At 35.4% G+C, this 13,577-nt stretch carries 13 protein-coding genes; 10 read left to right on the forward strand and 3 right to left on the reverse strand.

From position 1 onward, the window contains the following. The first annotated feature begins 2 nt into the window (after window positions 1-2). The 6 genes from lpdA to AQ616_RS06005 all read left to right on the forward strand — a co-directional run bounded on the left by lpdA (window position 3) and on the right by AQ616_RS06005 (window position 6,431). Window positions 3-1,424 carry a dihydrolipoyl dehydrogenase gene (lpdA, locus tag AQ616_RS05980; protein WP_069685274.1) on the forward strand — a complete coding sequence of 474 codons (1,422 nt, stop codon included), beginning with the start codon at window positions 3-5 and terminating at the stop codon, window positions 1,422-1,424. Between the two features lie 18 nt (window positions 1,425-1,442). Then, window positions 1,443-2,429 (forward strand): thiamine pyrophosphate-dependent dehydrogenase E1 component subunit alpha, encoded by a 987-nt coding sequence (locus AQ616_RS05985; RefSeq protein WP_069685275.1) that lies wholly within the window; start codon window positions 1,443-1,445, stop codon window positions 2,427-2,429. A gap of 15 nt (window positions 2,430-2,444) precedes the next feature. After that, complete coding sequence (locus AQ616_RS05990) at window positions 2,445-3,428, forward strand: alpha-ketoacid dehydrogenase subunit beta (RefSeq protein WP_069685276.1); 984 nt, start codon at window positions 2,445-2,447, stop codon at window positions 3,426-3,428. 14 nt (window positions 3,429-3,442) lie between these two features. Beyond that, window positions 3,443-4,708: a dihydrolipoamide acetyltransferase family protein gene (locus tag AQ616_RS05995; protein WP_069685277.1), complete on the forward strand. Its 1,266-nt coding sequence runs from the start codon at window positions 3,443-3,445 to the stop codon at window positions 4,706-4,708. A 79-nt stretch (window positions 4,709-4,787) separates the two neighbouring features. Further along, on the forward strand, window positions 4,788-5,219 hold the full coding sequence (locus AQ616_RS06000; protein WP_017796977.1) for a BrxA/BrxB family bacilliredoxin: 432 nt from the start codon (window positions 4,788-4,790) through the stop codon (window positions 5,217-5,219). A 213-nt stretch (window positions 5,220-5,432) separates the two neighbouring features. Continuing rightward, the gene (locus AQ616_RS06005) at window positions 5,433-6,431 is read left to right on the forward strand and encodes an aromatic acid exporter family protein (protein ID WP_017796976.1); all 999 of its coding nucleotides are present in this window, start codon (window positions 5,433-5,435) and stop codon (window positions 6,429-6,431) included. Between the two features lie 21 nt (window positions 6,432-6,452). Here the strand turns inward: AQ616_RS06005 and prli42 are convergent, their stop codons facing one another. Further along, on the reverse strand, window positions 6,453-6,587 hold the full coding sequence (gene prli42, locus AQ616_RS19400; RefSeq protein WP_017796975.1) for a stressosome-associated protein Prli42: 135 nt from the start codon (window positions 6,585-6,587) through the stop codon (window positions 6,453-6,455). Between the two features lie 187 nt (window positions 6,588-6,774). Between prli42 and AQ616_RS06010 the strand changes: the two genes are divergently transcribed. The 4 genes from AQ616_RS06010 to AQ616_RS06025 all read left to right on the forward strand — a co-directional run bounded on the left by AQ616_RS06010 (window position 6,775) and on the right by AQ616_RS06025 (window position 11,147). Further along, window positions 6,775-7,167 (forward strand): VOC family protein, encoded by a 393-nt coding sequence (locus AQ616_RS06010; protein WP_017796974.1) that lies wholly within the window; start codon window positions 6,775-6,777, stop codon window positions 7,165-7,167. Between the two features lie 11 nt (window positions 7,168-7,178). Then, window positions 7,179-8,654, forward strand: a complete 1,476-nt coding sequence (locus AQ616_RS06015; protein ID WP_069685278.1) for an acyl-CoA carboxylase subunit beta — start codon at window positions 7,179-7,181, stop codon at window positions 8,652-8,654. Window positions 8,655-8,699: 45 nt separating this feature from the next. Then, the gene (locus AQ616_RS06020; RefSeq protein WP_069685279.1) at window positions 8,700-9,824 is read left to right on the forward strand and encodes a M20/M25/M40 family metallo-hydrolase; all 1,125 of its coding nucleotides are present in this window, start codon (window positions 8,700-8,702) and stop codon (window positions 9,822-9,824) included. Between the two features lie 69 nt (window positions 9,825-9,893). After that, entirely contained in the window at window positions 9,894-11,147 is a 1,254-nt protein-coding gene (locus tag AQ616_RS06025; protein ID WP_069685280.1) for a DNA polymerase IV, read from the forward strand. Window positions 11,148-11,233: 86 nt separating this feature from the next. Here the strand turns inward: AQ616_RS06025 and AQ616_RS06030 are convergent, their stop codons facing one another. Together AQ616_RS06030 and rnz are read right to left on the reverse strand one after the other, a co-directional pair. Beyond that, entirely contained in the window at window positions 11,234-12,613 is a 1,380-nt protein-coding gene (locus tag AQ616_RS06030; protein ID WP_017796970.1) for an aldehyde dehydrogenase, read from the reverse strand. A gap of 30 nt (window positions 12,614-12,643) precedes the next feature. Then, entirely contained in the window at window positions 12,644-13,564 is a 921-nt protein-coding gene (gene rnz, locus AQ616_RS06035; protein WP_017796969.1) for a ribonuclease Z, read from the reverse strand. Between the last annotated feature and the right edge of the window lie 13 nt (window positions 13,565-13,577).

Raw genomic sequence — 13,577 nt, forward strand, 5'->3', positions numbered from 1 at the left:
TAATGGCAACGGAGTACGATTTAGTAATTATTGGTGGAGGAACTGGTGGTTATGTTGCTGCCATTCGAGCTTCACAATTAAAAATGAAAGTTGCAATTGTTGAAAAAGCTGAATTAGGGGGAACTTGTCTACATCGTGGATGTATTCCCTCAAAAGCATTACTTCGAAGTGCTGAAGTATACCAACAAACACTTCATGCAGATGAATTTGGGGTCCAAGTAGAAAAGCCAAGTCTGGATTTTACAAAAGTTCAACAACGCAAACAGAAGATTATTGATCAATTACATCAAGGAGTCCAAAGTTTAATGAAAAAGGGTAAAATTGATGTTTATCAAGGCTTTGGAAGAATACTAGGTCCAAGTATATTTTCACCAATGCCTGGAACGATTTCAGTTGAATATAGTGATGGTAAAGAAAACGATATGCTTTTACCGAAAAATGTTCTGATTGCAACGGGATCAAGACCTAATCACTTATCAGGTCTTGAATTTGACCACAACCAAATATTAAGTTCGGATGATGCATTAACTTTAGATACACTTCCTCATTCTATGTTAATCATTGGTGGTGGAGTTATTGGTATTGAGTGGGCATCCATGTTAAACGATTTTGGAGTAGATGTTACTATTCTGGAATATCAAGATAGAATACTCTCTACAGAAGATACCGAAATTTCTAAGGAAATGAGCAAATTATTAACCAAAAAAGGGATAAAAATTATTACAAATGCGAATGTAAAAGCGGATTCTGTAAAGAAAGATAAGGGAGTTTCATTACAGGTAGATGTTAATGGAGAAACCCAAGCTTACCAAGCAGATAAAGTCCTTATGTCTGTAGGAAGAAAAGGAAATATAGAGAATATTGGCCTTGAGAATACGGACATTGTAACAGAGAAGAATTTGATAAGGACAAATGAGTTTTACCAAACGAAGGAGTCACATATCTATGCGATTGGTGATGTAATTGGTGGGCTTCAGTTAGCGCATGTTGCATCTCATGAAGGATTAAAAGCTGTAGAACATATGGCAGGGCATACTGTTGATAAAATGGATATCACATCAATTCCTTCATGTGTTTATTCGAGTCCTGAAGCAGCAAGTATTGGTTTAACAGAAGCGCAGGCAAAAGAGAATGACTATGAAGTAAAAGTGGGCAAATTTCCATTTAAAGCAGTTGGTAAGGCATTAGTTCACGGAGAAAGCGAAGGGTTTGTAAAAATCATTTCAGATAGAAAGACAAATGATTTATTGGGAGTTCATATGATAGGACCACATGTTACAGATATGATTGCTGAAGCAGGTCTTGCTAAATTTTTAGATGCTACTCCTTGGGAAATTGGTGAGAGCATACACCCACATCCAACGTTGTCAGAAGTAATTGGTGAAGCTGCACTTGCAGTAGAAGGAAATCAAATTCATGGTTAATTTAAGGAGGGACATGCGATGTCTGAGTCTCAACTAGGAGTAAGTAATGATATTGCTCTAGAGATGTATGAAATGATGTTATTGGCAAGAAAATTAGACGAGAGAATGTGGCTGTTAAACCGTGCTGGAAAAATTCCTTTTGTTATCTCGTGTCAAGGTCAAGAAGCTGCACAAGTGGGTGCTGCCTTAGCGTTAAATCGTACCTCGGATTATATTGCTCCGTATTACCGTGATTTAGGAGTAGTATTATCTTTTGGTATGAGTGCAAGGGATGTTATGTTATCAGCTTTTGCAAAATCCGAAGATCCGAATTCAGGTGGCAGACAAATGCCTGGCCACTTTGGACAAAAGAAAAACCGAATTCTTACTGGCTCATCACCCGTTACAACACAGTTACCACATGCTGTTGGAGTAGCATTAGCGGCAAAGATGGATAAAGAATCACTTGTATCTTTTGTTACATTAGGAGAAGGATCTTCAAATCAGGGAGATTTTCATGAAGGCCTTAACTTTGCAGGAGTTCACAAACTTCCCGTCATCACAATGGTGGAAAATAACAAGTATGCTATTTCCGTACCTTATGACCGCCAAGTAGCCAGTGAAACTATATCTGAAAGGGCAAGTTCTTATGGAATGCCTGGCATCACAGTGGATGGAAATGACCCCGTGGCTGTATATCATGCAATTGCAGAAGCAAGAGATAGAGCGGTAAATGGAGAAGGTCCGACTTTAGTTGAAGCGATTACGTACCGATTAACGGCGCATTCAAGTGATGATGACGATCGAGCATACCGTGAAAAAAATGAGGTAGAAGAAGCAAAGAAGAGAGATTCCATCATTACATTTGCGACTACTTTAAAAGAGGCTGGAGTACTTAGAGATGAAAAAGAGCAAGAAATCATGGCTCGTATTGATGAAATTGTTAATGAAGCAACGGATTATGCAGAAAATGCTTCCTATGCAAAACCAGAAGATGCTTTAAGATATGTTTATGAGGAAGAGTAGGGAGGAGGATGAGTTATGCCAGTAATGTCTTATATTCAGGCAATTACGACCGCAATAAAAGAAGAAATGCATAGAGATAAAGATGTTTTTGTCTTAGGAGAAGATGTTGGTAAAAAAGGTGGCGTTTTTAAAGCAACAGATGGGTTATTTGAGGAATTTGGTGAAGATCGAGTTTTAGACACCCCTTTAGCGGAATCAGCGATCGCTGGTGTAGCAATTGGTGCTGCGATGTATGGTAAAAGACCAATCGCAGAAATGCAATTCGCTGACTTTATTATGCCAGCGGTAAATCAGATTATTTCAGAAGCGGCTAAAATACGATACCGTTCTAATAATGATTGGAGTGTACCCTTAACAGTAAGAGCACCTTATGGTGGAGGAGTACACGGCGCACTATATCATTCTCAGTCTGTAGAAGCTGTTTTCGCTAATCAACCAGGACTAAAAATTGTTATGCCATCGACTCCATATGATGCTAAAGGACTTTTAAAAGCAGCAATTCGTGATAATGATCCGGTACTATTTTTTGAACATAAACGTGCTTATCGCTTGCTAAAAGAAGAAGTTCCTGAAGATGATTACGTACTTCCTATTGGAAAAGCAGACGTTAAACGTGAAGGAGAAGATATTACTGTTATTACGTATGGACTTTGTGTTCACTTTGCACTTCAAGCTGCTGAAAAATTAGCAGAAGAAGGTATTGAAGCGCATATTTTAGATCTTAGAACAGTTTATCCATTGGATAAAGAAGCAATTCGTCAAGCTGCAAGTAAAACTGGTAAAGTACTTCTAATTACTGAGGATAATAAAGAAGGAAGTATTATCGGAGAAGTTGCGGCAATTATTTCTGAATCATGTTTATTTGATCTAGATGCTCCAATTCAACGATTAGCTGGTCCAGATATTCCTGCTATGCCGTATGCACCAACGATGGAAAAGTATTTTATGGTTAATCCAGATAAAGTAGAAAAAGCAATGCGAGAGCTCGCAGAATACTAATTGGAGGTATACCGATGTCAGTAGAAAAAATTAACATGCCTCAGTTAGGAGAAAGTGTTACAGAAGGTACGATAAACACTTGGCTCGTAGCGGTAGGTGATAAAGTTAATAAATATGATCCCATAGCTGAAGTGATGACAGATAAAGTAAATGCGGAAGTTCCTTCATCATTTACAGGTGTGATTAAGGAATTAAATGCAGAAGAAGGAGAAACGGTAGAAGTAGGTCAGTTGATTTGCTACATCGAAACAGAAGAATCAGTTTCAGCAAATGGAACCACAAATAATAAAGGACATGCGCAAGATAATATAGAAAATGAGAATAATTCCAAAGAAAACGATGAATTTATGAAAAAAAGATACTCTCCAGCAGTACTTCGATTAGCTCAGGAAAACGAGATTGATTTAACAATGATTAATGGTACTGGGCGTATGGGGAGGATAACAAGAAAAGATGTAGAGAAATTAATTAAAGAAGGTAAAACAACTTCACCTACAGAAAAAGACAGTTCTCGTAAATCATCACAAAAAATAGATACCATATCAGCACCATCTTCTACGAGTCCTGTGGTTAGTGAAACGGGGGATAAGGAGATACCTGTAAAAGGTGTTCGAAAAGTAATTGCGGATAATATGGTTCGTTCAAAACAAGAAATCCCTCATGCATGGATGCAAGTAGAAGTAGATGTAACGAATATGATGAAGTATCGCAATTCTATTAAAGACAAATTTAAATCTGATGAAGGTTATAGTTTGACGCCATTTGCATTTTTTATAAAAGCCGTTTCTCAAGCTTTAAGAGAATTTCCAGAGTTAAACAGTGCTTGGGCTGGAGATAAAATAATTCAGAAAAAAGATATTCATCTTTCAATTGCTGTAGCCAAGGAAAATGAATTATTCGTTCCTGTAATAAAAAATGCAGATGAAAAAACAATAAAAGCAGTAGCTCGTGATATTTATGAACTTGCGAATAAAGCACGAACTGGGAAATTAACATCTGAGGATATGCAAGGTGGAACATTCACAGTAAATAATACTGGAACATTTGGCTCGGTTTCTTCAATGGGGGTAATTAATTACCCACAAGCAGCTATATTGCAAGTAGAATCGATTATTCGTAAACCAGTAATTATCGATGATATGTTTGCTGCCAGGGACATGGTTAACCTTTCTTTATCACTAGATCACCGTATATTAGATGGTTTAGTATGTGGTAGATTTCTTGCCAGAGTGAAAGAAATTCTAGAAGATATGAATGCTAATACGATTTCTCTTTATTAGGAAATTAATAAATTGAAATTTATGGATGATGCTGATAAGCTAGACCTATATACATTTCATATTAAAAGGATGGGTTATCATGGATTTCAATTTATTTATGCAGGATGTTGTAGATGCTGCTCGAAAGGATATAACGGAAGCTGGTTATCAAGAATTAAAAACAGAAGAAGAAGTTGACCAAGCGTTAAATCGTGAAGGTACGACATTAGTGATGGTAAATTCCACTTGTGGATGTGCAGGCGGTGTTGCTCGTCCAGCCGCAACGAATTCTATTCATTATGATAAACGACCAGATCATCTGGTAACTGTTTTCGCTGGGCAAGACCGTGAAGCAACGGAAAAAGCACGTACGTACTTTGAAGGTTTTCCGCCATCTTCACCATCTTTTGCATTGTTGAAAGATGGGAAAATTGTAACGATGATTGAAAGACATGACATCGAAGGCTTTAGTGCTATGGAAGTTACTGGAAAGCTACAAACATTATTTGATCAACACTGTGAAGAAATATAAGTCTAAGAACATAAGAATTTATTAAAGTTTATGCAGCAATTAAAATGTGAGTTACTCCAAAGTTAACAGACACAGAAGATGGTAGTTGAAAATATGTTTTAATTTTCACCGTTATCCAGAGACCATGCCAGGGGGAATACTCACATTTTTGCTGCAAACATATTTAGATGTAAATTTCATCTGTATTTAGAAATTTTGAGGGAGTAATGAAAGTTGAAAATTGGTTACCGCACAATAAAAACTGCAATTGGGACGCCAGTTTCCATAACACTTGCGCAACTTTTTGGTTTAACCAACTTTGTGTCAGCTGGAATATTAACAATATTATGTATACAGCCATCTAGAAAAAGATCATTGATGAGTGCATGGCAGCGTTTTCTTGCGTGTGTACTTGCAATGGTCTTTTCGTTTATTTTTTTCGAACTAATTGGTTATTCTCCGATCTCCATTTTTATCATGTTACTATTATTTATTCCTGTAACTGTATTTTTTAAAGTAACCCCGGGAATTGCTTCTAGTTCAGTAGTTACTCTAAATTTGTACAGTACTTCATCGATTACTGGGCCACTATTAGCTGACCAGTTACTTTTAATCACAATTGGTATTGGAACTGGTCTTTTATTAAACCTGTACATGCCGAGTCTTGATAAGATGTTGAAAACAAACCAAGATAAGTTAGAAGAAAATTTTAGTCGTATACTTTATGAGTATTCCTTATATATTCGTGATAAAGATTCTAGTTGGAAAGGTGAAGAAATTACCGATACGGAAGATATACTAACAAAAGCGAATACTTTAGTACAACGAGATAGAGAAAATCATTTATTACGAAGTGATCACACGTATTTTGATTATTTTCAAATGAGAAAAAGACAGTTTGAATTATTAAAAAAGATGTTACCATTAGTTACCCATTTACCGAACACAGATTATATATCCAATCGTATTGCAGACTTCTTTGAAAAATTATCTACTTCAGTGCATCCTGGAAATACTGCCATATTGTTTTTAGAGGAATTAAGACAACTTAGAAGAGAATTTCATGAAGAAGAACTGCCAACAAATCGAGAGGAATTTGAAACTCGAGCAAATTTATTTCAGTTACTACATGAAATAGAAGAGTACCTTATAATAAAAAATAAATTTAAGAAAACGGATATTCCTCCACGAAAATCTCATAAAGAAAAAAATCGAGAAAATAGCTTGTCTTAATGACTGCTATTCTCTCGATTTTTAAATAATAAATGCTAATCCAGCTGTTATCGTTGAGATTAACATAAGAAAAATCATAATATAAATAATGAATTTTGTTCTACGCTCACGCTTCGAACGTTTTTTCTTCAATGATTGATTCCCTTTAGAAGTCACAATGGCTCCTCCTTTAATTCACCGAAATTCAAATTTCTCTAATCTTTATTCTATCGTGAATTATTAATTAGAACAAGCTACATTTATGTTTTTATTTAAATTAAAGAATAAATACAAAAAAAATTTTATATCATGAATTACATGAGTAGGTTTTATTAAAGTTATTGATTCAAATAGGGGGGAGTTTATGCAAATTGGTCATATAGGAATTGCAGTTTATCAATTACAACCAGCCATATATAAATTCACACAGGAATTAGGGTTTCGGGTTGTAAGTGAGCAAATTATTTCACAAGAAGGAATTCGTATAGCGAAATTAATGAATGGTGATGTTTGTATTGAATTAATGGAACCTATGGATGATCACTCCTCGATATCGAATTTTTTAAGTCAACGTGGTGAAGGTATTCATCATTTGGCATTACAAGTTGAAAATTATCTTACTTATATTCTATCTGTATCAAAAAGCTCTGTACAAATGATTAAACCTACTATAAGACTTGGAGCTGATCAACGAAGAGTCACGTTTTTACATCCTCGTTCTCTGCATGGTGTTTTAGTTGAAATTTGTGACTTGTAAAAGGAGGGACAATTATAGATACTTATAAGAAATTAGAAGAACTTCAGCAAAGAAGAAAAATAGTTTTTAGAGGGGGAGGGAGTGAAAAGAATACTGAGCAACACCGAAAAGGAAAATTAACTGCTAGAGAAAGAATTGATACATTAGTAGATGAAGGTTCATTTATAGAGCTCTATCCATTTATGAAGAAATCTGAAGATAGTACTGATCCACCAGGAGAAGGCGTTGTCGTAGGCTATGCGACTATAAACCAAAAACCAATATATGTTTTTGCCCATGACTTCACCGTCCGAGGAGGTTCATTAGGTGAATTGCAAGGGAAAAAGATAGCATCCATGATGGATCTAGCAGCCAAAACAAAAGTACCAATTATTGGTTTGAATGAATCTGCTGGTGCTCGTATTCAAGAAGGGGTAACTGCGTTGGATGGTTATGGGCAAATATTTTATCGTAATGTTAAATACTCTGGAGTTATTCCACAAATATCTATCATTTTAGGCCCTAATGCAGGTGGAGCAGTATATTCTCCTGCACTAACTGATTTTATAATTATGGTGAAGGACATTTCTCAAATGTATATTACTGGCCCAAAAGTTATTGAAGCGATTACGAAAGAAACTGTTTCTGCAGAAGAATTAGGCGGAACATATATGCACTCTGTGGTAAATGGTAATTGTCATTTTCTAGCAACAGATGAACTAGAGGCTTTTCAAATTACAACAAAACTTCTCACATTTATTAAGTCAACGACTATGTCAAAACAGTTAACTAATAAAGATTATTGTGGTAGTTTATCTGATCTTGTGCCTAGTGAATCAGGTAAAACATATGATGTTATACCGATTATAGAGAAAATTGTTGATGACGGAAGCTTTTTAGAAGTACATAAATTTTTCGCGAAAAATATCGTAGTCGGTTTTGCATCAATGTTAGGTAAAACCATTGGGGTTGTTTCCAATCAACCGAAACATATGGCTGGAGGAATTGATTCCAACGCCAGTGATAAAGCAGCACGATTCATCAGATTCTGTGACTGCTTTGATATTCCAATTATAACTCTAGAGGATGTAACTGGATTTTACCCAGGGATACGTTATGAGAAAGAAGGAATAATACGTCATGGAGCGAAGTTAGTTTATGCATTTGCTGAGGCAACAGTACCTAAAATAACTGTGATACTACGTAAAGCTTATGGAGGAGCCTTTGTTGCAATGAATAGTAAAGCTTTAGGGGCGGATCTGCTATTTGCATGGCCAAATGCAGAAATTGCGGTTATGGGACCAGAAAGTGCTTCTAGTGTTTTTGAAACAGACGAAAAAGATAATCAAATATTAACAACAAGTCCATATTACGCTGCTGCGAAAGGAATGGTGGATGACATTATTGACCCAAGAGAAACAAGAATTAAATTAATACAATCTCTTATTATGTTAGAACATAAAAAAGAAACAGGTCCTAACCGAAAACATGGAAACATTCCACTGTAAAAAAAGAATATTTTGTAGTAGCCTATAATAGGGAGGTATTCAATTATGCTAGTAAATGAACAACGATTAGTAGATGAATTTCTAGAATTAGTACAAGTAGATTCTGAAACAGGATTTGAAGCAGAAATCGCTAAATTATTGGTGAAGAAATTTTCAGACCTTGGAGTGCAGGTGGAAGAAGACGACACCATGGAGCAAACCGGTCATGGTGCAGGTAATTTAATTTGTACATGGGAAGGAAATGTAGAGGGAGCTGATTCTATTTATTTTACTTCTCATATGGATACAGTAGTTCCAGGTAAAGGCATTAAACCACTAATTAAAGATGGCGTGATTTCTACAGATGGGTCGACGATTCTAGGTGCAGATGATAAAGCTGGTTTAGCATCTATGTTAGAGATGATTCGTGTAGTAAATGAGAATAATATTCCACATGGGCAAATCCAATTTATTATCACAGTAGGTGAAGAATCTGGATTAGTTGGAGCAAAAGCACTAGATAGTACAAAACTTGATGCTTCTTATGGTTATGCTCTAGACAGTAATGGGGAAGTAGGAGATATAATAGTAGCCGCTCCTACTCAAGCAAAGGTACACGCGATAATTAAAGGGAAAACTGCACATGCTGGTCTAGAACCAGAAAAAGGTATTTCAGCAATTACTTTAGCAGCAAAAGCTATATCTAATATGCCGTTGGGGCGGATCGATAATGAAACAACAGCAAATATCGGTCGATTCGAAGGTGGTAAGCAAACAAATATCGTAGTTGATCATGTAGAGATATTAGCAGAAGCTCGTTCATTAGTCCCGGAAAAAATGGAAGCACAAGTTAAAAAAATGAAAAAAGCCTTTGAAGAAACAGCCAAAACTTATGGGGGCTCTGCTGAAGTTACCACTGTAGTAGCTTATCCTGGATTTAATCATAAAGAGGGAGAACAAGTTGTTGAAGTGGCTCGTAAAGCAGCAAAAGCAATAGGTCGCGAAAGCAAATTAGAAAAAAGTGGTGGCGGTAGTGATGCGAATATTATCGCTGGATTTGGTATTCCTACTGTTAATTTAGCTGTTGGTTATGAACAAATTCATACCACAGATGAACATATTAAAGTAGAAGATTTAGTAAAAGTTACCGAGTTAATAACAGAAATCGTAAAGGAAGCTTCTAATCAATAATGTGAAGTGGAGGTATTGGCACCCTATTCGTAGAGAAGGGGTGCTTTTCCTCATAAAGGAAGGTTATTTATGCAACCAACTAAAGCCAGAAAACATCGTATTATTTTTCATATTGATATGAATTGTTTTTATGCTTCTGTAGAAATGGCATTTAATCCATCGTTAAAAGGAAAGCCGCTTGCAATTGCAGGAAACCCTGAAGAAAGAAAGGGCATTATTGTAACAAGTAGTTATGAAGCAAGAGGAAAAGGTGTAAAAACAACCATGCCGATATGGCAAGCGAAAAAGCTTTGTCCAGAATTGATTCTAATGCGTCCAAATTTTGAGCGTTATCGAGCAGCATCACGTGAAATTTTTAAAATGTTAGCAGAGATTACACCATATGTTCAGCCGGTATCGATTGATGAAGGATATATGGATATTACAGATACGATTTATGCGAAAGATCCATTGGTTACAGCGAATCAATTACAGCAACGAATTTTAAGCGAACTTGATATTCCTTGTAGTATTGGAATAGCACCAAATAAATTTCTTGCTAAAATGGCATCTGATATGAAGAAGCCGCTCGGGATAACAGTGCTTCGAAAAAGAGAGGTAGAGAAATTACTTTGGCCAATGTCAGTAGAAGAAATGTATGGGGTAGGAGAAAAAACAGCAGAGAAGTTAAATAGTATAGAAATTAAAACAATAGGAGACCTAGCTAAGAAAGATGTATATGAACTAAAACAACTTTTAGGTGTTAATGGAGAACGATTGCAAAATCGTGCCAATGGAATAGACAACCGCTTAGTAGATCCTGAAGCCGTCCATGATTTTAAAAGTATTGGCAGCTCTCAAACATTGCCTCACGATTCCACAGATGTAACAGAACTTAAACAATTAATTCATGAATTAGTCGACAATGTAGAACGAAGAGTGAAACGTAAGGAAGCTGCTGGTAAAACGGTCCAAATTACAATACGATATCATGATAGAAAAACGATTACAAGGAGCAAAAAGTTATATAACTATATTGATAATCATTCGGAGATATTATTTGTGGCGAAAGAGCTTTTTGAACAACATTGGAATGAAGAACCTGTCCGTTTATTGGGGGTATCATTACAAGATATGGAAACAAAAAGAAATATAGGAGAACAGTTAGATTTATTCACGTATGAATCAATAGAAAAGAAAGAAAAGCTCCAGGTAACAGTTGATAAATTAACAAAAAAATATGGTTCGAATATTATTACTAAGAATACAAATGAGAGTCAAGATAATCAGCAACCACGTACTAGTTTTCAAAAAGACTTTCTAGATGATTATAAAAAGCCATAAATCCTATTCTAATAAAGAATGGAAATATGGCTTTTTAATATGAATGGATACAGGATCTAACTAAGGATATAACACTTATCCATAAATTAAGTTAAAAACTTTTTGACGATATTTGAAGAAATCTTACCACCAGGATAACGAAATGGTATATCAAATTTAGTTGTCTGTTTCATGATGCTCTTATGATGTGAAAAAGTATCAAAACTTGCTTTTCCATGATAAGCACCCATACCACTAGCACCTACTCCTCCAAAGGGAAGATGAGGGTTAGCTAGGTGATAGATGGTATCGTTAATAGCTCCACCACCAAAAGAGACATATTCCATCACTTGCTGTTGCATTTTTTCATTCTCTCCAAAGTAATATAGTGCTAGAGGCTTTTCTTTTAGTTTAATTTGATATAAAGCATCTTCAATATTTGTATAAGTTAATACAGGTAGGATTGGTCCAAAGATCTCTTCTTTCATAATGGCTTCATCCCATGTGATTTTATCTAATATAGTCGGTTCAATGGATAATGAATCTCGATTAAATTCTCCACCGTGTACGATTGTACCATTTGAAAGAAAATTTGTTAATCGATCAAAATGACCTTCATGAATAATTCTCGTGTATGCTTCATTTTGAAGAGGATCTTTACCATACATGGATTTGATGTGTTTTTTCATCGCTTTCAATAGCTTAAATTTAGCTTTTTCATGTACAAGAATATAGTCTGGAGCTACACAAGTTTGACCCGCATTTGTGTATTTTCCCCATACAATACGTTTGGCTGCAACTTGTATGTTCGCATCTTCGTCAACTATAGCAGGACTTTTACCTCCTAATTCAAGTGTCACAGGAGTAAGAAATTCACTAGCTGCACGCATTACAATCTTACCAATTGCAGCACCGCCGGTGAAAAATATATGATCAAAACGCTGCTTTAATAATGCTTCTGTTTCATTTTTGGCACCTTGAACAACAGTTAGGAATGAACTATCAAATGTATTTTGAACCATTTCAGCGATTAATTCCGAAGTATGAGGCGCATGTTCAGATGGCTTAATGATTACGGTATTGCCAGCTGCTATAGCACCAATAACTGGGGCTAAAGATAATTGTAATGGATAATTCCAAGGAGCTATGACAAGGATAACTCCTAAAGGTTCTTTCATAATATAACTTTTTGATCCTTTATGGGTAATCGGATTTGTGACTTTATCTGGTTGCATCCACTGACGTAGGTTCTTTAACATGTTGTCAATTTCCGAGTACAGAATACCCAACTCTGACGTAATAACTTCGTGTTTCGATTTATTCAGATCATGTTTCAACGCTCGAAAAATATGACTTTCATATTCTTTTAGCATATCTTTCATTTTTTCTAACTGTTGTTTTCGAAAAGAGTAATCAACCGTATTGCCATGATTATAATAGGCTCGTTGATTTTCGACTATTGATTGATACCTTTCTAATAATTCCATTACGTTTGTCTCTCCTCTATCTATAAAAATCTATATTTCATAAACACTAAAATCATTTGCTAACCAAGTACTTGGAAAAATTTCTCTTGCAGCTTCAATGATTGAATCTGCATCCTCTTCCTGGTAGCGGGAGGATATATGAGTTAAATATAATCTGTTTACATTTGCTTTTTTGGCTAGTTTTGCTGCTTGTACATTTGTTGAATGTTTATACTCAAATGCTAATAATTCTTTTTCTTGAGTAAATGTTGACTCATGTATAAGTATATCACTGAACTTAATAAATGGAATATTTTCAAGTGAATAGCGTGTATCTCCTAGAATTGATATTATCTTTCCTTTTTTTGGAGGTCCAAGGACATCATCACGATAAATGATAGATCCATTATCTAATTTGGTGATTTCATTCTCCTTTATTTGTTGATAAATTGGGCCAGGAGAAATACCAAATTCCTTTAATTTTTCTACTAAAAGTTCACCTGGTTTATCTTTTTCATTTATACGATATCCATAACTAGCAATACCATGTTGTAATTTTTTTGTTTCAACAACCATTTCTTTTGTTTCAAATAATTGACCGTCTTCTGTTATTTCTTTAATCGTTATTGGATATGTAAGATTTGTCTGACTAATACGTAAAGTGGATTCCACAAATTCTTTGATCCCAACTGGTCCATAAATACTAAGTGGTTGATTTTCACCTGATTGAAAGGCACGGCTACTTAATAATCCAGGTAGACCATAGATATGATCCCCGTGAAGATGTGTAATAAATATCTTCGTAATCTTTCTTGGTTTTAAGTTGGTATGTAATATCTGATGTTGTGTTGCTTCCCCACAATCAAATAACCAAACTTCATTAATTTCTTGAGTCATATTTAAAGCAACAGCAGAAACATTTCTTGTTTTTGAAGGGAGTCCAGCACCGGTTCCAAGGAAGACGAGTTCCATGTATTCACCAACT

Source organism: Oceanobacillus sp. E9 (assembly GCF_001741975.1).
Lineage (GTDB): Bacteria > Bacillota > Bacilli > Bacillales > Amphibacillaceae > Oceanobacillus > Oceanobacillus kimchii.